General features: G+C 67.1%; 12 protein-coding genes. 8 read left to right on the plus strand and 4 right to left on the minus strand.

The genetic code is table 11. The features are described 5' to 3' along the window. The first annotated feature begins 90 nt into the window (after positions 1 to 90). From R9X41_RS19865 to R9X41_RS19875, 3 genes are all read left to right on the plus strand, one after another. Positions 91 to 1764, plus strand: coding sequence for a glycoside hydrolase family 5 protein (locus tag R9X41_RS19865; protein ID WP_318632163.1), 1674 nt, complete (start codon positions 91 to 93; stop codon positions 1762 to 1764). A 109-nt stretch (positions 1765 to 1873) separates the two neighbouring features. Continuing rightward, entirely contained in the window at positions 1874 to 3475 is a 1602-nt protein-coding gene (locus R9X41_RS19870; protein ID WP_318632164.1) for a glycoside hydrolase family 5 protein, read from the plus strand. 157 nt (positions 3476 to 3632) lie between these two features. Beyond that, entirely contained in the window at positions 3633 to 5381 is a 1749-nt protein-coding gene (locus R9X41_RS19875) for a glycoside hydrolase family 5 protein (RefSeq protein WP_318632165.1), read from the plus strand. A 3-nt stretch (positions 5382 to 5384) separates the two neighbouring features. Here the strand turns inward: R9X41_RS19875 and R9X41_RS19880 are convergent, their stop codons facing one another. From R9X41_RS19880 to R9X41_RS19895, 4 genes are all read right to left on the minus strand, one after another. Then, a complete protein-coding gene (locus R9X41_RS19880; RefSeq protein WP_412556633.1) occupies positions 5385 to 6851 on the minus strand; it encodes an efflux transporter outer membrane subunit in 1467 nt (488 codons plus the stop codon). After that, a complete protein-coding gene (locus R9X41_RS19885; RefSeq protein WP_318632166.1) occupies positions 6841 to 9981 on the minus strand; it encodes a multidrug efflux RND transporter permease subunit in 3141 nt (1046 codons plus the stop codon). The genes R9X41_RS19880 and R9X41_RS19885 overlap by 11 nt, the downstream gene beginning before the upstream one ends. A 993-nt stretch (positions 9982 to 10974) precedes the next feature. Further along, positions 10975 to 14151, minus strand: a complete 3177-nt coding sequence (locus R9X41_RS19890) for an efflux RND transporter permease subunit (protein WP_318632167.1) — start codon at positions 14149 to 14151, stop codon at positions 10975 to 10977. A gap of 31 nt (positions 14152 to 14182) precedes the next feature. Then, on the minus strand, positions 14183 to 15700 hold the full coding sequence (locus R9X41_RS19895; protein ID WP_318632168.1) for an MdtA/MuxA family multidrug efflux RND transporter periplasmic adaptor subunit: 1518 nt from the start codon (positions 15698 to 15700) through the stop codon (positions 14183 to 14185). Between the two features lie 252 nt (positions 15701 to 15952). Between R9X41_RS19895 and R9X41_RS19900 the strand changes: the two genes are divergently transcribed. From R9X41_RS19900 to R9X41_RS19920, 5 genes are all read left to right on the plus strand, one after another. Further along, on the plus strand, positions 15953 to 17683 hold the full coding sequence (locus R9X41_RS19900) for a hypothetical protein (protein ID WP_318632169.1): 1731 nt from the start codon (positions 15953 to 15955) through the stop codon (positions 17681 to 17683). 96 nt (positions 17684 to 17779) lie between these two features. Then, entirely contained in the window at positions 17780 to 18571 is a 792-nt protein-coding gene (otsB, locus tag R9X41_RS19905; protein ID WP_318632170.1) for a trehalose-phosphatase, read from the plus strand. Further along, positions 18571 to 20454: a glycoside hydrolase family 15 protein gene (locus R9X41_RS19910; protein WP_318632171.1), complete on the plus strand. Its 1884-nt coding sequence runs from the start codon at positions 18571 to 18573 to the stop codon at positions 20452 to 20454. Before otsB ends, R9X41_RS19910 begins: the two co-directional genes overlap by 1 nt. A gap of 420 nt (positions 20455 to 20874) precedes the next feature. Beyond that, complete coding sequence (otsA, locus tag R9X41_RS19915; protein WP_318632172.1) at positions 20875 to 22254, plus strand: alpha,alpha-trehalose-phosphate synthase (UDP-forming); 1380 nt, start codon at positions 20875 to 20877, stop codon at positions 22252 to 22254. Positions 22255 to 22373: 119 nt separating this feature from the next. Further along, a complete protein-coding gene (locus R9X41_RS19920) occupies positions 22374 to 23153 on the plus strand; it encodes a hypothetical protein (protein WP_318632173.1) in 780 nt (259 codons plus the stop codon). The last annotated feature ends 86 nt before the right edge of the window (positions 23154 to 23239 follow it).

Below are 23239 nucleotides of genomic sequence, written 5' to 3' on the forward strand. Positions count from 1 at the left end.
ATAGGGCCGATGGGACTAGTTCGATCACGCGGCACCAGGGCGCGTCACGGCTACTGTGAATGGCTCCATACCTTACCCAGGCGGTGACGCATGAAAGCAATTCCGGAGAACGGTGAAAAGCGTTCCGCCGCGAGCCCTGGCAGGCGCCTCTTTCTCAGCGTGGCCGCCACGTCCGTCGGCGCCCTGGCATCTGCATGCGGCAGTTCCACCGAACCGGGGGTGACCGCCGCGCAAGAGCTGGGTGATCCTCGCGCTGCCGACCCGCAACCAGACGACCCGCGAACCGCCGCCGAATACCTTGCCGCCATGCATCTCGGGTCACAAGCGGGGGACTACCTCGAGATGCCCTATCTCCCTGCGGGCCTGCCCAATGCGGTCGGTGCCGCCGACTTCCTGCGCATGCGCCAGGAAGCCGGGCTCGATCATGTGCGCATCCCCGCCAATTGCGCCGCCCGGGCGGATGTCGACGGCGTGATTTCCGAGAGCTTCCTGAAGCTTCTGGACACCCAGATTCTGCTGGCGCTCGCGCAATTCCCACGCGTGGTGTTGGACGCGCTGCACCATTACCTGCAGTGGAAGGGCGATCACACCTACGACGCCTCATTCGACGACCACGAGCGTGTGGCGCCACTCACCGCAGCGCAGCACGCGGTCCGAGCGACCGCGATCTGGCGACAGCTGGCGCTCCGCTATCAGGCCTATACAACCCGGCTTTCCTTCGACCTGTTCAATGAGCCGTCGCAGACGCAGCAAGGAGCTTTTCCGCCTGGATTGAGCGCCGCCCAGCTCGATGAATGGCATGCCGGCGTCGTGGGCGTGATCCGGGCGACCGGCGGCGTCAATGCGCAGCGGATGATCTGGTTCGAACCCTGGGGCAACCGCCTCGAGCTCCTGACCCTGCCTGCGGACTCCGGGCCACACGGCGTCTCGCCGCACTACTACACCCCGTCCGGCTTCACCATGGGCTCGGTTCCGCTCACCGCCGCGGGCCTTGCCGACTACGTGGCAGATGTCCGGTATGCCCAGGCCTGGGCGGCGTCGCGTCAGGTCGCCCTGTGGATCGGCGAGTCCGGGGTTTCGCGAAACGTTCCTCAGCGCACCGAGCCACGGACGCCCGCCGATCGAGCCGAATTCATCGCCCATGTCCGCAACACCGCCTACGGCCTGGGTGTGCCGGTTTGTGTTTGGGGCTACAACAGCAACTTCGCGCTGTTCGACCAGGCCCACGGAACCTGGCTGCCGTCGATGCTGCAGGCCACCACGGCGCTTCCCGCGCCCTACCCGGTTCGCTCGGTCCCTCCGTTTCAGACGCTGGCGGGCGGCCGCATCGCCAGGATCTTCTGGTCGAACTCCCTGTGGGCCGGCTTTTCATACGACGCGGCAAGCGGGGTGCTCCATGCCCAGGAAAACCAGACCGACCAGGTGCAACGCATTACGCTGGTCTTTCCGGACATGGCCGTCGCCAGCGAGCAATCGTGGATCACCCGCGCCACGGCTTTCGAAGGCTATTGGCAGGTGGGCACGGCACCGTACTACTTCGACGCTACGGCGCAGGACCAGAACGGCGTGCACGGCCTCGACCTGCGCGCCATGACGCCGCAAGGCAAGGACATCTATCCGGTCTACATGCCGGTCGCACCGGGTGGCTTCGACAACGCCTACGGCCCCATCGGATCGGAAGGCAATTACCTCGGCATCGATCTGGGCTTCGATGCCGGCAGCCCGAGCGGAAGCATTGCGCTGGCCTGTCTTCGTTCGCTCTGAACAACCCAACGGCCATCGTGTGCGACAGCGTACCGAGGCCGGGCCCGCCTGGTGCTGGCATTAGCATGCTGGATATCCTCCACCGAACGGGAACCCTCGAATGCAGTCCATGGACCATCAACGCCGCCTGCTTTGCATGGCACTGGCCGGCGCGGGCATCTTGCCTGCAGCCCATGCGCAAGGCGCGAGCAAGCGCACACCGTCGGGAAAAGGCTTTGAGGAGCCCGGCACCGCGCAGGAATACGTGGCGACGATGCGGCTGGGCATGCAGGCGAGCGACTACCTCGAGATGGCGTACCAGCCCGCCGCTCGTCGGAACGCGGTGGGCGCGGCCGACTTCGACGTCATGCGCCGGGAGGGCGGTATCGACCACGTGCGCATCCCGGCCAACTGCGCGGCCCGGGCGGACGCCGAAGGCGTGATCTCCGAAGCCTTTCTTCGCACCCTCGACGAACAGATCGACCTGGTGCTCGAGCGCTTCGAGCGCGTGGTCGTCGATCCGCTGCATCACTACCTGCAATGGTTCGGCGCGCACCAATACGACAAGGTCTACGACGACTACCAGACCATCGGCCAATTCAACACGCAACAGCACGCGGCGCGCGCCACGGCCATGTGGGTGCAACTGGCCAAACGCTACCAGGACAGATCGCTGCGCCTCTCGTTCGACCTGCTCAACGAGCCGGGCCACAAGAAGCCGCCCGAAGGCTATCCGCCAGGCCTCTCCCCCCAGGAGCTCAACGACTGGTTCGCGGTGGTCATTCCCGCGATCAGGGCGACCGGGGGAAACAACGCGAACCGCGTCGTGTGGCTGGAACCCTTCGACAACCAGCTGCAGCTGCTCGCCATTCCAACCAACGCCGGACCCTTGGGCGTTTCCCCGCACTTCTACACCCCGTTTCCCTTCACCCACCGCGACGGCACGCTCACCGCGCCGGGCATGGCGAACTACACGCAGGACATTCTGTATGCGCAGGAATGGAGCAAGGCCAACGGCGTGCCCGTCTGGATCGGCGAAGTCGGAGTCTCCAAAAACAATTCCGCCACCCGCCAGCCGCGTCCGGACGCCGACCGGGCCGAGTACATCGCCCATGTTCGAAACACCCGGGAGACCACCGGCGTTCCCATGTGTCTGTGGGCGTTCAATTCCACGTTCGCCCTGTACGACTCGGCGTCGCAGCGTTGGATGCCGGGAATCCGCCAGGCATTGACCGGCCTGCCACAGCCCTACCCGGTCCGTCCGATTCCGGAATTCACCGCACTCAAGGGCGGACGCATCGCGCGGGGCTACTACAGCAAGAGCCTCTGGCCCGGTTTCCGCTGGGACCCTGCGACCGGCATCCTGACCAGCGATGCCAATCCCGGAGGAAACGAACGGCAGGTGAGCATCGTCTTCCCGGACATCAAAGTCGAAAGCGGACAGTCCTGGATCGTTCGTGCCGCCGAATTCACCGGTAGTTGGCGCATCGGAGCAGGCGCCGCATTCGAAGATGCCGAACGGGCAGACATGAGCGGAAAACGGGGCGTCGACGTCAAGGCGATCAACGACAAGGGACAACCCTTCTACGCGTGGCGGCCTTCCGCCCCGGGAGGATTCGAGACTGCGTTCGGCACGCTCGTCTCCACCGGCACCTTCCTCTCGGTGGACCTCACGCTGTCGGCCGGCAGTCCCCGTGGCCAGATCCGCTTCCTCGCCATCCAATCGGGCTGAATCAGCGCACGACAATGGGCCGGAATGATTCTTGCGTCAAATTCTGCACCGGAACCACAATGGTGAATCAAGACACAAGACCGTCGTAGTCTTCAATGACGATGTCTTAACACGAAACGCTTGTGGTGAAACGTCCGATTCAAAAAAGGGAGTCGCCTTGGCAGAGCCCACCGAGAATCCGCAACGTTTGAATTTGCTCCAGCCCCGGCGGCGGACGATCCTGCTCTCAGCCGTGGCGACTGTCGGCGCCACCGTTGCGGCATGTGGCGGCGGGAGCGATGCCGACACGCCGACCCCCACCGCAGCGACCGGTACACCGGCGCCCCCCACGCCGCCCGCCGACCCGGCGTCCAACACGGACCCTGCGGCGCCGGAAACCGAGGCTCCGGCGCCGGAAGTGCCCGACCCCGTGTTTGCGGAACCGGCGTCCATGGCCGAGTTCATGAGCACGATGCGCATCGGCATCCAGGCCACGGACTATCTCGAAAATGCCAACCTGTCGGCCGGCGCGAATAACAAGGTCGACTTGAGCGACTTCAGCAGAATGCGCGACGAAGGTGGCTTCGACCACGTGCGCATTCCCGCCAACTGCGCCGCGCGGGCCGACGTCAACGGTCTGATTTCCGAGGCCTATCTGGTCGTGCTAGATGCGCAGGTCGACTGGGCGCTGCGGCGGATGGAAAGGGTGATGCTCGATCCGCTCCATGGTTACGCGCAGTGGCGGGGCGATCACGGCAACGACAGCTCTTTCGACGATATCGGTAACGTCGCGCCATTGACGGCCGATCAGCACGCACGCCGCGCCACCGCCATGTGGCTGCAACTGGCGACCCGATACCAGGATCGTTCACTGCGTCTTTCGTTCGACCTTTTCAACGAACCGCTGGTGCGGCAGACGGCCGGGTATCCGGCGGGCCTGACGGCCGCGCAACTCAACGACTGGCATGCCGAAGTCATTCCACTGATACGTGCCACCGGAGGCAAAAACGCCGACCGGGTCATCTGGATGGAGCCGTGGTCGAACCGCCTGGACCTGATCCGCATCCCGGCCAACGCCGGTCCGGTGGGACTGTCCGCGCATACCTACACGCCTTTCGATTTCACCCATCGGACCAGCTCCCTCACCGCTGGCGGGATGACCAACCTGGTCGAGGACCTGCGCTGGGCCAAGCGGTGGGCGACCAAACTGGGCGTACCCATGTGGATTGGCGAATGCGGCGCCTCTCGCAACGTCTCCGTCGGTACCCAGCCTCGAAACCTGGAAGAGCGAGCCGAATATTTGGCGCATGTTCGCGCAGTGGTACTGGCCGAGGGCCTGTGCGCCGCCTATTGGGGCTACAACGGCAATTTCGGCATCTACGACCAACGCTCCCAGGCCTGGTTGCCCTATTTTCCCCGCGCGGTATCGGCCGTGCCCGAACCGTATCCCGTCCGGGCGCTTCCGTCGTTCACGATACTCAAGGGCGGCCGGGTCGCGCTCGGCTACTATCAAAGATCGACCTGGGCCGGCTTCTCGTACGACCCCTATACCGGCGTGCTCACTTCGGCCGAAAACACCACCGGCGATCACCTCCTGACGCTGGTGTTCCCGGAAATCCCGGTCGGCACCGATCAGACGTGGACCGTGCGTGCCGTCGACTCCCACGGCAATTGGGAATTCGGCAACTTCCCCGCCTACCATGACGCGACCCTGCTGAACTACGCCGGCACAGCCGGACTCGACGTTCGTGCCAAGAATCCGGCAGGGGGCGCCATCTATTCCAAATACCTGGCCCCGACACCGGGCGGATACGACAACGCCTATGGTCCGGTGGCGTCCTCCGATACGTTTCTCGCCGTGGAGATCCGGCTGAAGGCCGGCAGCCCCGCCGGGTACATCTCCTTCATGTGCCTGCGCACGGATTGAGCGTCATCCAGGCGCACCATCCCAGCGCCCGCCGAGGTTCTTCAGCAGCACGTTGACCGCCACCAGGCGGCGGTTTTCCACGTCCAGCAGGCTGCGGCGTGCAGACAGCTCGGTCTGCTGGGCGGTCACCACGTTGAGATAGCTCACGATGCCCGCGCGGTACTGGTTGTTGGCCACGTCCAGCGCCTTGCGTGCCGCCACCAGCGCCTGTTGCTGCACCCCGAGCTCGTCCTGCAGGCTGGCCGCGACGACCAGGTTGTCCTCCACCTCCTGCAGCGCGGTGATGACCGTCTGCCGGTAGGTGGCGGCCGCCTGCTCGCGCGCGTAGGTGGCCGAATCCACGGCCGCGCGCCGCGCGCCGTTGTCGAAGAGGGTCAGCGCCAGCGCCGGCCCGATCGACCAGAACTGGTTGGGCGCACTGATGATGTCGTTGAGGACGGAGCTGCGGTAGCCGGCGCCGGTCGACAGGGTCACCGCCGGGAAGAAGGCCGCACGCGCCACGCCGATCTGCGCGTTGGCCGCCGCCACACGGCGTTCCGCCGCCGCGATGTCCGGGCGCCGCTGCAGCAGCGTGGCCGGCAGGCTGACCGGCACCACAGGCGCCTGCGGCAGGCGCGCGGTGGGTGCGAGCGAAAAGTCGGCCGGCACCCGCCCCAGCAACGCCGCGAGCGCATGCTCTAGCTGCGCCCGGCTCGCCGTGCTTTCCAGCCGCTGCGCCCGCGTCGAATACAGCTGCGACTCGGCCTGCGCCACGTCGGCGGCGCTGGCCACGCCCGCCCGATAGCGGTTGCGGGTGAGGTCGAGGGAGCGCTCGTAGGCGACCAGGGTGTCGTCGAGCACTGCCAGCTGCGCCTCGGCCGCACGGATCGCGAAGTAGGTCTGCGCCACGCTGGCCTGCAGCGACAGCCGGGCCGCCGCCAGGTCGTCGACGCTGGCCTGCGCCCGCGCGGCCGCCGCATCCACGGCCGAAGACAAGCGGCCCCACAGGTCGAGCTCCCAGCTCGCAGTGGCCTGTGCGGTGTAGAGATTGCGCGGCCGGCCGGTGCTCGCACCGACCACGTTGCCGTTGGAATCCACGGTGCCGCTGCTCGCGCCGCTGCTGCGGCTGCGGGTGCCGCCGGCGTTCAGGCCGAGACTCGGCAGCAGCGGCGCACGGCTGCTGTCGAGCGCGGCCTGAGCCACGCGCAGCTGGGCGACGGTGGCGGCGAGCGTCTGGTTGCCGGCCATCGCCTCGTCCTGCAGGCGATCGAGCTCGGCGTCGGCGAACAGCGTCCACCAGGCTTCGGGCACCGGGCTCGGTGCCTCGGGGCTGGCCTGCTGCCAGAGCGCGGTCTCCTTGTAGCTGGCGGGCAGGTTCAACGGCGGCACGGCATGGGTCGGCGCCATCTTGCAGCCGGCCATGGCGAGCGTGGCCACGGCGGCCAGGGCGAGCCGGGTGCAAAAGAAATTCGATCGGGCATCAGGCCGCATCTGGCACATCCTCGGGGGTCCGGGTGGTTCGGCCGGGGCGCATCAGCCTCGGCAGGCGCAGCGCGCGGGTTCGGCGCGCCAGCCGGTCGAGCGCCACATAGACGACCGGCGTGGTGTAGAGCGTGAGCAGCTGGCTGAGCACCAGCCCGCCGACGATGGCGATGCCCAGCGGCTTGCGCAGCTCGGCGCCGTCGCCCTGGCCCAGCGCCAGCGGCAACGCGCCGAAGAGCGCGGCCACCGTGGTCATCAGGATCGGCCGCAGCCGCAGGTGAGCGGCGCGGAAAATGGCCTGCGCCGCGCGGGCGCCGTGGGCCTGCCGCACGATGGCGAAGTCGATCATCATGATCGCGTTCTTCTTGACGATGCCGATCAGCAAAATGATGCCGATCAGCGCGATCAGCGAGAACTCGGTCTTGAACAGCATCAGCGCCAGCAGCGCGCCCACGCCGGCCGAGGGCAGCGTCGACAGGATGGTGACCGGATGCACCAGGTTCTCGTAGAGGATGCCGAGCACCAGGTAGATGGTGACCAGCGCCGCCAGGATCAGCAGCGGCTGGCTCGACAGCGAGTTCTGGAACGCACCGGCCGTACCGCCGAAGGTGCCGCGAATGGCCACCGGCACGCCGAGCTCGGCGATGGCGTTGTTCACCGCGTCGGTGGCCGCCGACAACGAGCCCTCCGGCGGCAGGTTGAAGCTGATGGTGGTCGCGGGCGTGCCCCGGTCGTGGCTCACCGACAGCGGCGTGTTGGTGAGCTCCATGCGGGCGAAGGCGGTCAGCGGGATCTGCTGGCCGAGGTTGTTGACGAAGAAGAAGCCGCGCAGGGTTTCCGGGCTCTGCAGAAATCGCTGCTCGGCGCCCATCACCACGCGGTACTGGTTGAGCGGGTTGTAGATGACGCCCACCTGCCGCTGGCTGAACGCGTCGCCGAGCGTCGCGTCGACCCGGCTGACCGACAGCCCGAGCCGCGCGATGGCGTCGCGGTCGAGCACCAGCGATGTCTGCAGGCCGTTGTCCTGCTGGTCGCTGTTGACGTCGGTGATCTCCGGCAGGTTCTGCAGCACCCGGCGGATGCGCGGCTCCCACAGGCGCAGCTCCTCGTTGCTGTCGGCCTGCATGGTGTATTCGAAACTGGCGTTGGAGCCACGCGCGCCGATGCGGATGTCCTGCTGCGGATTCATGAACAGCCGCGCGCCCGGCTCGCTGGCCAGCCGCTCGCGCAGACGTTCCACCACCTGGTCGGCGGTCACGTCGCGGTCGGCCAGGCCCTTGAGCGAGATGAACATGTAGGCGGTGTTGCGTTGGCCGCCGCCGGTGAAGCCGAGCACGTGGTCGACCGCCGGATCGCTGCGGACCACCTCCAGAAAGCGCTTGAGCCGTTGCTCCATGGCCTGGAAGGAGGTGGACTGGTCGGCGCGGATGAAACCGTTGACCCGGCCGGTGTCCTGCTGCGGAAAGAAGCCTTTTTCGATGACGCCGTAGAGATGGATGTTGAGCCCGATCACCGCCGCGAGCACCAGCAGCGCAACGGGCTGGTGACGCAGCGTCCAGGCCAGCGACCGGCGGTAACCCCGGGCGGTCCCGCGCTGCACCCATCCGGAGAAGGCGTTCCACCCGCGCTCCAGGCGGCCCGGCGTGCGTTGCACCGGCGGGCGGGGCCGCAGGAGCGCCGCGCACATCATCGGCGTGGTGGTCAGCGACACCACCATCGACACCAGGATCGCCGAGGTGAGCACGATCGCGAACTCGCGGAACAGCCGGCCGACGATGCCGCCCATCAGCAGGATCGGAATGAACACCGCGATGAGCGAGATGCTGATCGACAGCACGGTGAAGCCGATCTCGCGCGTGCCGTCGAGCGCCGCGCGCATCGGCGACTTGCCGCGCTCGAGGTGGCGGGTGATGTTCTCCAGCACCACGATCGCGTCGTCGACCACGAAGCCGGTGGCCACCGTGAGCGCCATCAGCGAGAGGTTGTCGAGCGTGTAGCCGCAGAGGTACATCACCCCGAAGGTGCCGGCCAGGGACACCGGCACCGCCACGCTCGGGATGATCGCTGCGCGGCCGTTGCGCAGGAACAGGAACACCACCAGGATCACCAGCCCGACGGCGATCATCAGCGCGTGTTCCACCTCGCGCAGCGAAGCCCGGAGCGTGGGCGTGCGGTCGCTCACCACCGCCAGGTCGATCGCCTGCGGGATCGAGGCCCGCAGCCGCGGCAGCATCGCCTTGATCGCCGCCACCGACTCGATGATGTTGGCGTTGGGCTGCTTGAACACCTGCAGCATGATGGCCGGCGTGCCGTCGACCGAGCCGTAGGTCTGCAGGTCCTGCACCGAGTCGGTCACCTCGGCCACATCCTGCAGGCGCACCGCGTTGCCGTTCTGGTAGCGGATGACCAGCGGTGCGTATTCCGAGGCGCTGCGGGCCTGGTCGTTGGTGGCCACCTGCCAGTAGCGGCCATCTTTCTCGACCGCGCCGAGCGGGCGGTTGGCGTTGGTGGCGGACACAGCGGTGCGCACGTCTTCCAGCGATATGCCGGCCGCTGCGAGCCGGGTCGGGTCGAGGTCGATGCGCACGGCGGGCAGCGCGCCGCCGGCGATCTGCACGTTGCCCACGCCCTCGACCTGGGCGATGGACTGCGCGAGCACGGTGGAGGCGGCGTCGTACATCTGGCCGCGGGTCAACGTCTTCGACGTCAGCGACAGGATGAGGATCGGCGCGTCGGACGGGTTGACCTTGCGGTAGGTCGGGTTGCTGGGCATGCCGGTGGGCAGCAGGGCACGCGAGGCGTTGATGGCGGCCTGCACGTCGCGGGCGGCGCCGTCGATGTCGCGGTCGAGGTCGAACTGCAAGGTCACCCGGGTGTTGCCGAGGGACGAGTTGGAGGTCATCTCGTTGACGCCTGCTATCGCGCCCAGTGCTCGCTCCAGCGGGGTGGCTACCGTGGCGGCCATGGTGTCGGGGCTGGCGCCGGGCAGGCTGGCCGACACGCTGATGGTGGGGTAGTCGACCTGGGGTAGCGGGGCCACCGGGAGGAGGAAGAAGCTCATCACGCCTGAGAGGGCGATGCCCAGGGTCAGGAGGGTGGTGGCTATGGGGCGCTTGATGAACAGTTCGGAGAGGTTCATCTTTCGGGCCCTCCGGGCTGGGTCAGGGCGCTTTGGGTCTTTGGCTTCTTGCCTTTGCCCAAGGTGGGGCTGATGGGTTGCTCCTTGCTGAGCCGGCTTTGCTTCTTTTCTTCTACTGGTCGTAGGGGGGAGCTGGGGCGTCGCTTTTGCAGAGTAGGCTGGTCTTTCTTTTCTTCTACTGGTCGTAGGGTGGAGCTGGGGGCTTGCGCGCCCCCAGACCCGCGGTAACTTTCTTTTCTGGCAAAAAAGAAAGTCACCAAAGAAAGTTGCCTTGAAGACGAGCTCGAGGCTCGGTCGGGCCATTGCTTCGCTCGGCCTGAGGAATGTGCCTTCGAACGCTCTAGCGGCAACAGTTTGGACAAGGGTCGATCCAGTGCCTCTGCCCCTGCTTCGCAGGGTCGGGGCTGAGAGGGTAAGGACAGGCGACCGCACTGAGCACGGTGAGGGGGCCGCGCTGGTCCGATTGCCATGCGCGCTGGCATGCGCCCAACTGTCTGCGCGCTTGCTGTCGCACCGACCAATGCGGCCGCCGTGTACCCATCTGCGATGCCCCATTGACGCGTCGCCCCGTTCCCCCGTCGAGCGCAGCGAAGACCGTCGTAGGCCGAGCGCAGCGATGGCCCGTATGGTGTTCGGGGTCCCCTGTGGTCGAGAGCGAGGAACGGAGGTTTTGCGGATAAGGGCTGGCGGCTGTTTGAGCGAAGCGAGTTCCGCCAGCCCCCGCAAAACCGAGTACCGCAGCGTGTCCGTAAGGACCTCGCCCACCGGGGTCGCCTTTCTTTGGTTACTTTCTTTGGCGAAGCAAAGAAAGTGACTCGCCCGCCGGGGCGAAATCCCGGCCTCTGCCCTCCGCAGGAGAAGCAGCCAACGCAGTGGCACGCAGCCGGCAGAAGGCAGCAGTCCACGCCGTGGCAAGCAGCCGGAAGAAGGCCGCAGCCCACGCAGCGCCACAGCCCACGGAAGAGATCGAGCCCAAGCAGCAATGACCGAAGCTCAAACGCCATCGACGCCTCCGGCAGCAGCCGCACCGCCAGGCGCCTTCCTCCACCTTCGAGCCAAAGTCTCGAACCCCAGATAAATCACCGGCGTGGTGAACAGCGTCAATAGCTGACTGACGATCAGACCCCCCACCATCGTCACCCCCAGCGGATGCCGCAACTCCGACCCGACGCCGGTTCCCAGCATGAGAGGCAGCGCCCCGAGCAACGCGGCAAGAGTCGTCATCAAAATAGGCCGAAACCGCAGCAGACAAGCCTGCCGTATCGCCTCCCGGGGCGAGAGCCCCTCCTCCCGTTCCGCATCGAGCGCGAAGTCGATCATCATGATCGCGTTCTTCTTCACGATGCCGATCAACAGCACGATGCCGATGATCGCGATGATGTCCAGATCCAGCCGCGCGGCCAGCAGGGCCAGCAGCGCGCCCAAGCCGGCAGAAGGCAGGGTCGAGAGAATCGTCACCGGGTGGATGGTGCTCTCATACAGCACCCCCAGCACGATGTACATCGTGACGATGGCCGCCAGAATCAGCAGCAGCGTGTTGGACAGCGACGACTGAAACGCCAGCGCCGCGCCCTGGAAACTGGTCTCCACGCTCAGCGGCAACGCGAGCGCGCGCTGCTCCCGCTTGATCGCCTCCACCGCCTGCCCCAGCGACACGCCGGGCGCGGCATTGAACGAGATAGTCGCGGCCGGCAGCTGCCCGACGTGGTTCACCGCCAGCGCATTCGGCCGCTCGGTGATCCGCGCGACGGTCGACAGCGGCACCGGCGCAGCCGCCGTTGCACCGGGCACGTACATCGTCGCCAGCGCCTCGGGGCCGACGCTGAACTGCGGCCCCACCTCCAGCACCACGCGGTACTGGTTGGACTGGGTGAAGATGGTCGAGATCAGCCGCTGGCCGAAGGCGTTGTAGAGCGCGGTGTCGATCGCCGCCACCGTCACGCCGAGCCGGCTGGCCTCGGCACGGTCGATCTCCACGTAGGCCTGCAATCCCTGCTCCTGCAGATCGCTCGAAACGTCGGTGAGCTCGGGCAGCGTGCGCATGCGCTCCAGCAGCCGGTTGGTGACACCGCGCAGCTCGGTGGTGTCGGGCGAGGACAGCAGGAACTGGTACTGCGTGCGGGCCACGCGGTCTTCGATGGTGAGGTCCTGCACCGGCTGCGGGTAGAGCCGGATGCCGGGCGTGTCGCGCGTCAGATCGGACAGGCGCGCCAGCACCTCGGTCACGCTGCCGCGCTCGGCCTTGGGCTTGAGCGCGATCAGCAGGCGGCCGGTGTTGAGCGTGGCGTTGGCGCCGTCCACGCCGATGAAGGACGACACGCTCTGCACCGCCGGATCGGCCAGCACCTTGTCGGCCAGCGCCTGCTGGCGCTCGGACATCGCCGCGAACGATACCGACTGCGCCGCCTCGGTCGTGGCCTGGATGGCGCCGGTGTCCTGCACCGGGAAAAAGCCCTTGGGCACGGCGAAGTACAGCGCCACCGTCAGCGCCAGCGTGCCGGCGAACACCAGCAGGGTCAGCGCGCCGTGGTCGAGCACCCGGTCGAGCAGACGCCCGTAGCCGGCGATGGTGCGCTCGAAGAAACGGCCGACCGCGCGGAAGACACGGCCGTGTTGCTCTTGCGTTTCATGGCGCAGCAGGCGCGCGCTGAGCATGGGCGTGAGCGTCAGCGAGACCACCGCCGAGATCAGGATCGACACCGCCAGCGTGATCGCGAATTCATGGAACAGCCGTCCCACCACGTCGCCCATGAACAGCAGCGGGATCAGCACCGCGATCAGCGAGATGGTCAGCGAGATGATGGTGAAGCCGATCTGCCGGCTGCCTTCCAGCGCGGCCTGCATCGGCGCCATGCCGTCTTCGACGTAGCGCGCGATGTTCTCGATCATCACGATGGCGTCGTCCACCACGAAGCCGGTGGAGATGGTGAGCGCCATCAGCGTGAGGTTGTTGATGGAGAAGCCCGCCAGGTACATCACGCCCAGCGTGCCGATGAGCGACAGCGGCACCGCCAGCGCGGGAATCAGCGTGGCACGCGCGCTGCGCAGGAACACGAAGATCACCGCCACCACCAGCACGACGGCCAGCAGCAGCTCCATCTGGGTGTCGAACACCGAGGCGCGAATGGTGGTGGTGCGGTCGTTGAGCACCTGCACGTCGAGCGAGGCCGGCAGGGTGGACCGCAGCTGCGGCAGCAGGGCGTTGATGCGGTCGACGGTCTCGATCACATTCGCGCCCGGCTGGCGCTGGATGTTGAGGATCACCCCAGACCGCATTCCTTCCCCCCGAAGAGGCTGCCCGACTTGGGGCGGCCCGGCGGCGGGCATGCCGCTGCCCGACACCCCCGCCCAGGCCGCCAGCCGCGTGTTCTCGGCTTCGTCGACGATGTCGGCGATGTCGCGCAGCCGGATCGGGTTGCCGTTGCGAAACGCCAGGATCAGCGACTGGTATTCGGCGGCCGACTGCAGCTGGTCGTTGGCGTCGATGGTCGAGGCGCGTGCCGGGCCGTCGAAGCTGCCCTTGGCCTGCTTGACGTTGGCCGCGGCGATGGTCGTGCGCACGTCTTCCAGCGTCAGGCCGGCAGCCGCCAGTGCGGCCGGGTTGGCGCGGATGCGCACCGCCGGCCGTCGGCCGCCGGCGATGCCCACCAGGCCGACGCCGGCCACCTGCGACAGGCGCGGCGCGATGCGGTTTTCGACCAGGTCGTGCACCCGGATCACGGGCAGCGAGGGCGAGGTGATCGCGAGCGTGAGCACCGGTGCGTCGGCGGGGTTCACCTTGCTGTAGATCGGCGGCATCGGCAGGTCGCTCGGCAGCAGGTTGCCGCCGGCGTTGATCGCCGCCTGCACCTGCTGCTCGGCAACGTCCAGGCCGATGTCGAGTGCGAAGCGCAGGGTGATGACCGAGGCTCCGCCCGAACTGGTGGACGACATCTGCGTCAGTCCGGGCATCTGGCCGAACTGGCGCTCCAGCGGCGCGGTGACCGAAGACGTCATCACGTCCGGGCTGGCGCCGGGATAAAGCGTGGTGACCTGGATGGTCGGGTAGTCGACTTCGGGCAGCGCCGACAACGGCAGCATGCGCCAGGCCAGCAGGCCGGAGATGAGCACCGCCACCATCAGCAGCGATGTCGCGACCGGCCGCAGGATGAAGAGGCGGGACAGGTTCATGGGTACGCGCTGAAGCGACGATGAAACCGCGTCAGCGCGCTGCAGCGCCCTGCGGCCCGGTCGGCGCAGACGGGGCTGCCGGCGCCGAAGCCGCACCGGCCGCGCCGGGCGCACTCGCCGCACCCGCCGCTGGCGATGCGCCCTGTCCCGGCCCTGCCGCACCGCCGCGCTGCTCACGCAGCTTCTGCATGAAGGCGCGCCGCTCCTCGGGCGACATTGCCTTCATCTTCTCGCGCATCTCCGGCGACATGCGGTCCATGCCGCGCGGGCGCGGCGCCTGCGCATCGACCGCTGCCGCCGCGTTGGCCGCGATCACCTGCACCTGGGCGCCGTCGCGCAGGCGATCGGCACCGTCGGTGACCACGCGGTCACCGGCCTGCAGTTCGCCCTGCACGCTGCTCCAGTCGTTTTCCACGGGCCCCACGGTGACCTTGCGCACCGCCACCGTGCCGTCCTCGGCAACCGCGTAGACGTAGGTGCCCTGGCTACCGCGCTGGATCGCCGCCGTGGGCACGGCGAGCGCGCCCGGCAGCGTGTCGGTCTGCAGCACGACGTTGGTGAACTGGTTGGGGAACAGCGCACCGTCCGTATTGGCGAACACCGCCTTGAGCTTGATGGTGCCGGTGGTCGTGTCGATGGCGTTGTCGATGAAGCTCACCTGGCCGGTGGCGAGCTTGTTGCGGCGGTCGCGGTCCCAGGCTTCCACGGCCAGCGCCTGGCCAGCGCGCACCTTGCCCGCGACCTTGGGCAGGGCCGCCTCGGGAATGGAGAACAGCACGTTGATCGGCTGCGTCTGTGTGATGGTGACGATGCCGGTGGTGTCGGCCGCGCGCACCACGTTGCCCAAGTCGGCCTGGCGCAGGCCCAGCCGACCGGCGATGGGCGCGGTGACCTTGGTGTAGGACAGGCTGAGCCGCGCGGCGTCGACCTGCGCCTGGTCGACCTGCACGGTCCCCTGCAGCTGCCGCACCAGCGCGGCCTGGGTGTCGACCTGTTGCTTGGCGATGGAGTCCTGCGCCTGCAGTTCCTGGTAGCGCTGCAGGTCGACCTGGGCATTCTTGAGTTGCGCCTGGTCGCGCGCCAGACCGCCTTCGACCTGGGCGAGCGCGGCCTGGTAGCTGCGCGGATCGATCTCGGCGAGCAAGGCGCCGGCCTTCACCACGTCGCCCTCGCGAAAACGGATGGCGCGCAATTCGCCGTCGACCTTGGGGCGCACGATGGCCGTGTTCTGCGCGGTCACCGTGCCGATGGCCTGCAGCAGCACCCGCACGTCGCGGCGCTGCGCCACCGCCACCGACACCGGCTGCGCCTGGTTGCCCACGAAGCGCCGCGCACCCGGGCCGCCGATGCCGCCCGGGCCTTGCGCCATGCCGGGCCCGGGCACTGCGCCCGGCACCGGCTCGGTCGCGGTCTGCCGCTGCTGCCACCACCACCGGCCGCCGCCGGCCAGCAGGGCGACGACGGCGATGATCAGCAGGATTCGGGAAGCGCGGCGGGTGCGGCGGGGCGCGGCGGAAGAGGTGCGATCGGGCGCGTCGGGCATCGGCATGGAGTTTCGTCGGGGCGGTGAACTGGCGTGCGGGCGAGCAAGGGCGGGGGGATGCTAATGGCGCCACCTCCCGGCGGGCACCGTGGTTTATAGCTTTACCGACGTTTTACCCGGGGCAATCCCCTTCGCACAGACCGAGCAACGGGGTCGTACGACCCCACTGCGGCGATTCGCCGACCCGGTCGCCGCTTCGGGACGGTTGGCCGGCGTGAGTGTTCGCACGCTGTCTACTGCGGGGCTTTCGACCCGCTGTTGCAACTGTCGCGTCGCCTACCCCAAAACGAGTTTTCCATGCTGTACAAAACTGCTTATTCCGAAGGCGCTTCCAGAACGTCATCCCTCGCGTTTTCCCCGGCGCGTCGAAACTCATCTCCTGGCGCGCTGGAGACCTCCACCGAGCAGAGACTCATCAACTCCGAGCCAATGCCGCCGGAGTTCGAGCCGCTGATGGCCAGCCTCGGATGCCGGCACGGCGGCCTGACGCAACTCTCGGCCTATTTCGCGGCCAAGAACACCGAATCGCCATCACCCCAACCCGCCACGACGATCAGCGCCGAGGCCCTGCCGTTGCCGGAGGCGATCCTGGCCGCGACCCGGGCTGAAGACCTCCAGCCGGTGGTCGAGCAACTCTCCAATCTATGCCAGGCCCTGGGCCTGCCCGAACGTGAGCCGTATCCGGAAACGCTCCACTATCTGCGCTATCCGGACCATGCTGGCTACGCCGACTTCATGGGACGGCGTGCGCGCAGCCTGCCGGCCTACGTTTCGCTGATCGAGGACATCGTTCTGGGACGCGAAATTTTCTTGCCTGCCGACATGCGGCTGCTCGCGCAAGTCATCTCCATCCTGTCGGAGATGAACGGCTTTTCAGCCCACAGCCTGAATGAAAACTCGCCCGACGTTGATCTCACCCCGGGCCGCAACGTCGACCACCTCCATGCCGATGCGCCGCAAAGGCTGGATCAGGACGCGGCCGTCGACGTCGGCGAGAAGTTGGCGGGCGTCGCGGCCACCCATTACGGCGATACCGGCTCGGCAGCCACCGCCATGCAGCTTTACCAGGCAACCTACCGGGGGTTCGGTGACAACGCGAGAGCGCTCATCGGCACCGTGCCCACCGACGTGCTGCACCGGCTGATGCAGTCGATCCGCATCTACGGCTCCGGCGATGAGAAGCTCCAGCTGCGCCAGGTCTTCGAGCGCGACTTGAGCAACATCGCCGCGAACCGCCGTTACCGCGAGCAGAACCAGGCAATTCTGGGTTGCCCGGAAAGCTACCACTGCAGTGCCGACGCCCGCCAGTCGGGCGTGTTGAGGCCCGGGCAGGCGACGATCTTCGAAATGCGCGCAGCGCTCGGTAGCCCATCCGGCCAAGTGGCCTATCCACGCGTGATCAACGTCGCGGCGCCCGCACTCGACAGTCTCAGGCAACCGGAGGTTCGCCATTACCTCGACAGCGCCGATCGCCTCATGCCTGCCGCCTACGAACGGCAGATCGCGACGATCTTTTCGCGGCTGCTGCAAGCCACGCAAGCCGAGCGCCCAGGTCGCGTGGTGCTGTCTGCCATCGGCACCAAAGCCTTTCTGAACCTTCTCAACGACGAGGACAAGGCCACCGCCCAGGGCATCGTCGCCCGTCACTTAGCCGATCTGGCCGCCACGCTACGCGCGCGAGGCATCGACGTCGCCTACACCGACGTGGCGGCCGGTGGCCCGGTATGGGCGCTGGTGGACCGCCATCTGCAAGAAGCCGGCGAGGCATCTCTGGACTGGCTCGGCCCGGTTCCCGGCGAATGGGTGAAAAGCAGCGACCTGCTGGTCAATGGCGCCGACAACGCAGCCGTGGCGGGCAATGGCGGTAAACACGACCGCTCCATCGACGGCGCCTTCGGTGCCAACAGCACGCTGCATGCGCAACACACCCTGATGTGCCGCCTCTATAACGACGGCGCGCTGCGGCTGCCGGCCGACGCCTTCGAGTAACACGATCGCCCGGGAAAACCCGCATCGGCCCACGGTGCCGGATCGGCGAATCCGGCCTACGCGTGCGGTAACCGACCTTTGGTAAGGTCCCAGGCGATGTCTTTGCTGCCCACCGTACTCCCTGACACCGCCCTTTTTCTCGACTTCGACGGCACGCTCGCCGACATCGCGCCCACGCCCGATGCGGTGAAAGTGCCCGGGGGCCTGGTGTCCACCCTGGCCGCCTTGCACCAGCAACTCGGCGGCGCGCTGGCCATTGTCACCGGCCGCCCCATCGCCGATGTCGACCATTTTCTCTACCCGCTGCAACTGCCCACGGCCGGCGAGCATGGCGCCCAGTACCGCCTGGCCGACGGCAGCCGGCCTTCCATCGACCAACCGCCGCTGCACGACGCCGTCGAGGCCATGACCTCGCTGGCACAGACCTACGCCGGTCTGCTGGTCGAACACAAGCCGCATTCGGTCGCGCTGCACTATCGCCATGCGCCAGAACTCGAAGGGCTGTGCCGCGCTTCAATGCAGAAGGTGGTCGCCGGCCGTTCAGGCGTCGAGCTGCTCTACGGCAAGTGCGTGGTCGAGGTGAAGCCGGCCGGCATCCACAAAGGCCAGGCCATCACTTTCTTCATGTCCACCGCGCCCTTCGCCGGCCGGGTGCCGATCTTCGCAGGCGACGACGTCACCGACGAATACGGCTTCACCGCCGTGCAGCAGCTCGGCGGGCGCGGCATCAAGATCGGCGAAGGCGCGAGCGAAGCGCTGCACCGCTGCCTGAGCGCCGCCGCCCTGCGCGGCTGGCTGGCCAGTGCCCGCACCACGCTGCCGCCGCTGACCGAATCGGGCGGTTGGGACATTTCCGACGCCTCGGGTAACCAACGGCAGGGCATCTGATGAGCGAACCGGCAGCGCCGATCCAGGTCGCGGCGTCGGCTGCATTCATCGCCCACGAAGCGATACGCGAGGCAGCGCAGGAACCTGGTTTCGGCCCGCCGGCGGACCCGTCCCTGCGGGTCGGGCTGATCGGCAACTGCGGCCTCAGCGCGCTGGTCGACGTACGTGGCCGCATCGTCTGGTGCTGCATGCCGCGCTACGACGGCGACCCGGTCTTCAACGCTCTGCTGCAGCCCGGGCCGGACGGGACCGCATTCGCCATCGAGATAGAAGACTTCCAGCGCAGCGAACAAATCTACGAACCCAACACCGCCGTGCTGCGCACCCGCCTGTTCGACAAAGCCGGCCACGCCATCGAGATCATCGACTTCGCGCCGCGCTTCTTCGCGCGTCAGCGCTTTTTCCGCCCGCAGATGCTGGTGCGCCGCGTACGCGCCCTGCATGGCTCACCCCGCATCCGCGTCAGCCTCGACCTGCGCTTCGACTGGGGTCGCGAGGCGCCCACCATCACCCGCGGCAGCAACCATGTGCGCTTCGTCGGCCAGGACATGACGCTGCGCCTGAACACCGACGCGCCGGTGTCGCACGTGCTGTCCAAGACGCCGTTCATGCTGACGCACGACCTGCACTTTCTGCTCGGCGCGGACGAAACCCTGCACAGCGGCATCGCCGACACTGCCCGCGATTTCGAGCGTGAAACCATCGCCTACTGGCGCAAGTGGACCCAGCGCCTGCACCTGCCGTTCGAATGGCAGGACGCCGTCATCCGTGCCGCCATCACGCTCAAGCTCTCGCTCTACGAAGAGACCGGCGCCATCGTCGCGGCCATGACCACCAGCATTCCCGAGGCGCCGGGCAGCCAGCGCAACTGGGACTACCGCTTCTGCTGGCTGCGCGACGCCTTCTTCGTGGTGCGCGCGCTCAACAGCCTGTCCGAGCTCGGCACCATGGAAGACTACCTGCGCTGGCTCGGCAACGTGGTGGTGGCCGCGCGCGGCGGCCATGTGCAGCCGCTCTACGGCATCGGCATGGAGCAGCAGCTGCCCGAGTCGCTCGTCGCCCACCTCGACGGCTACCGGGGCATGGGCCCCGTGCGCGTCGGCAACCAGGCGCAAGAACACTTTCAGCACGACGTCTACGGCAACATCGTGCTCGGCGCCGCGCAGGCCTTTCACGACCAGCGACTGCTGCACCGTGCCGGCAAGGCGGAGTTCGTGCAGCTCGAAGCCATCGGTGAGAAGGCCATCGCCGTCTACGGCACGCCCGACGCCGGCATGTGGGAGCTGCGCACTCGTGCCCGCATCCACACATCGTCGGCGCTGATGAGCTGGGCCGCCTGCGACCGGCTGGCCAAGATCGCCGACGCCTTCCACCTGCCCGACCGCGCCACCTACTGGCACGGCCACGCCGACCGCATGCAGACCGAGATCATCGAGAAGTCATGGAACGAAGAGCGGCAGGCCTTCGCCGAAAGCTTCGGCGGCCGCGACCTCGACGCCAGCGTGCTGCTGATGGCCGAGGTGGGTTTCATCGACCCGCAGGACCCGCGTTTCGTCGCTACCGTCGAAGCCATGCAGAAGCACCTGTGCGACGGCCCGTACATGCGCCGCTACGAGGCCCCTGACGACTTCGGCAAGCCCGAGACCGCGTTCAACATCTGCACCTTCTGGCTCATCGACGCCCTTGCCCGCATCGGCCGCAAGGACGAGGCCCGCAGCATCTTCGAAACCATGCTCGCCGCGCGCAACCATGTCGGGATCATGAGCGAGGACACCCATCCCGACACCGGCGAGATGTGGGGCAACTTTCCCCAGACGTATTCCATGGTCGGCATCATCAACGCCGCGATGCGCCTGTCCGCGCCGTGGGACAGCGTCATATGAGGCACCACACCGGCGTTGCACTATCAGCAGCAATGGCTCGCCTCGTCATCGCGCAATCGAGCGCCAGCAGCACCACCGCCCCCGGTAGCGCTCATATCCCAAGAGAGCCAGGCCAGGGTTTCCCTGGACTCGGCGAAGCCTTCCCCTGGGGGGATGGCGTTTACACGCAGCGAAGCGGAGTGAATAAGCCGAGGGGCCAACAGACCCAAGTAGAGCCAGGCCAGGGTTTCCCTGGACTCGGCGAAGCCTTCCCCTGGGGGGATGGCGTTTACACGCAGCGAAGCGGAGTGAATGAGCCGAGGGGCCAACAGACCCACGTAGGGCCAGGCCAGGATCTCCCTGGACCGGGCGAAGCCTTCCCCGCGGGGCATGGCAAACCACACGTAGCGCAGCCAAGTCAAGAGCCGAGGGGCTAACAAAATGTCCAGATTAGTCGTTGTTTCGAATCGCGTGGCCGATCCACGCAAGGCCGCCGCAGGAGGCCTCGCGGTCGCCCTCGGCGAAGCGCTCAACAAGACCGGCGGCATGTGGTTTGGCTGGAGCGGCACCGTCGTCGAAGGCGGCACGCCCGGCGAGGGCGAGCTTCACCAGCACCAGGCCGGCCCGGTGAAGCTCGCCATGGTCGATCTGTGCAAGGAAGACCACGACAGCTATTACCTTGGCTACAGCAACGGCGTGCTTTGGCCGGTCTTTCACTACCGGCTCGATCTGGCGCATTTCGATGCCGACCACATCGGCGGCTACCGTCGTGTCAACCAGCTCTTCGCCCGCAAGCTGCTGCCGCTGCTGAAAGACGACGACATCATCTGGGTGCACGACTACCACCTCATTCCTTTGGCCGCCGAGCTGCGTGCCATGGGTTGCAAGCAGAAAATCGGCTTCTTCCTGCACATTCCCCTGCCGCCGCAGCTGATCCTGGCGGCGATCCCGCAGCACGAATGGCTGATGCGCTCGCTGTTCTCCTATGACCTGGTCGGGCTGCAGAGCGAGGCCGACGCCACCCACTTCTGCCGCTACGCCGAAGCCGAGATGGGCGCCCAGGGCCTGGGCGACAACCGCTTCCATGCCTTCGGCCGCACCATCACCTGCCAGGCGTTTCCGATCGGCATCGACGTCGACGAGTTCGCCGCGCTCACCCACGCCAAGGAAGGCCGCGACACCTATATCCGCATGAAGGAGGAGTACGCCAAACGCCGCCTGCTGCTGGGCATCGACCGGCTCGACTACTCCAAGGGCATTCCGCACCGGGTGCGCGCCTTCCGCGAACTGCTCAAGCAATATCCGGAGAACCGCGACAGCGCCACGCTCATCCAGATCGCCTCGCCCACGCGAGAAAGCGTGGATGCCTACAACGACATCCGGGTGGAGCTCGAGGGTCTGTGCGGTGCGATCAACGGCGACTACGGCGAACTCGACTGGATGCCGATTCGCTACATCCACCGCACGGTCGCCCGCAAGCGGGTGCCAGGGCTCTGCCGTGCCGCTGCGGTAGGCCTGGTGACGCCCTTGCGCGACGGCATGAACCTCGTCGCCAAAGAATACGTGGCGGCGCAGGATCCGGCCGATCCGGGCGTGCTGGTGCTGTCGCGTTTCGCAGGCGCGGCCGAGCAGATGAAGGAAGCACTGCTGGTCAACCCCTACGACACCCAGGGAACGGCGGAGAGCCTGCAGCGCGCCCTGCGCATGCCGCTGGAAGAGCGCCAGCAACGCCATCAGAAGCTGCTGGCGGGCATTCGTGCGCAGGACGTGCATTGGTGGCGACGCACCTTCCTCGAGGTACTCGAGAACACCGGTAGCTGAGACGCCGCGGACAGGGGCGGACATGAGTGAGGCGGGCCGCACCCGCAGGGATTCGCCGCTGGACGCGCAACTTCGGGATGGTCCGGGCTGCTGAACAACGACGCTCCCACACTGGCCGCATGAGCCTGCCTACCTCTTACTTCCCCTGCTCCTCGCCCTCACGCTGGCCCAGCCAGTCCCCACCCGCGCTGTCCAACGCCATCGGTTCGCGAGAGTCGCAGCCCGCCAATGTCGAAAGCGTGAACTTTCCTGCCTTCGACAGCGAAAACACGCCGGCGGATTTCGACGCTGTGATGACCACTGCCAGCGCTCCGTTCGTGCCCGGCGTTTCGCCCCAGGGCATTTGCCTGGCCGCAGACATCGACCGCAAGGTACGTATCTTCAACGATCAGGGGTGCACGCTGACCGACCTGATGAAGCATGTCACCTTTTGCGCTGCCAGATCGCCTGCACCGCAAGACGCCGTCAACTGCCTCGCTCGTCTTGCCTGTGCGCGCAACCCGCTGACCGGCAACCCGGTGCCACCGGACACCATGGCCTTCAATGCCGCCATGACGGTTTGCGGCAAGGCCGGTCGAGTGGACCTGGTCGATCAGCTTCACGCCGCCATGGTGGCTGCCAACGTGGAGCCCGACACGGTGACCTACAGCAACTTGATCATGGCCTACACCAAGGCGAAGAAGGTCGGATGGTCGGTCGCCGTTCTGCAATACCTCCTGAGGCATGCCCAGGCGTCGGGCATGGAGCCTGAAACCGCCATCTACCGCTATGTGATCGCGGGCTGCTTGCGTACAGGGCGCGTGACCCAGGCGGTCGATCTCTACTTCGCCATGATCAACCACGGCATCACGCCCAGCACAGAGGTCGAAGCCACGATGCGACCTTACCTGCCTGCGTGACTGCCGCGCCTGCTGTCGCGGCCAGGTGACCTTCGCCGGGAGGCAGGCGGTTTCGCGAACCGTCGGGTCCCATTTGGGGCGGACCG

The organism is Xylophilus sp. GOD-11R (assembly GCF_033546935.1).
Taxonomy (GTDB): domain Bacteria; phylum Pseudomonadota; class Gammaproteobacteria; order Burkholderiales; family Burkholderiaceae_C; genus Xylophilus.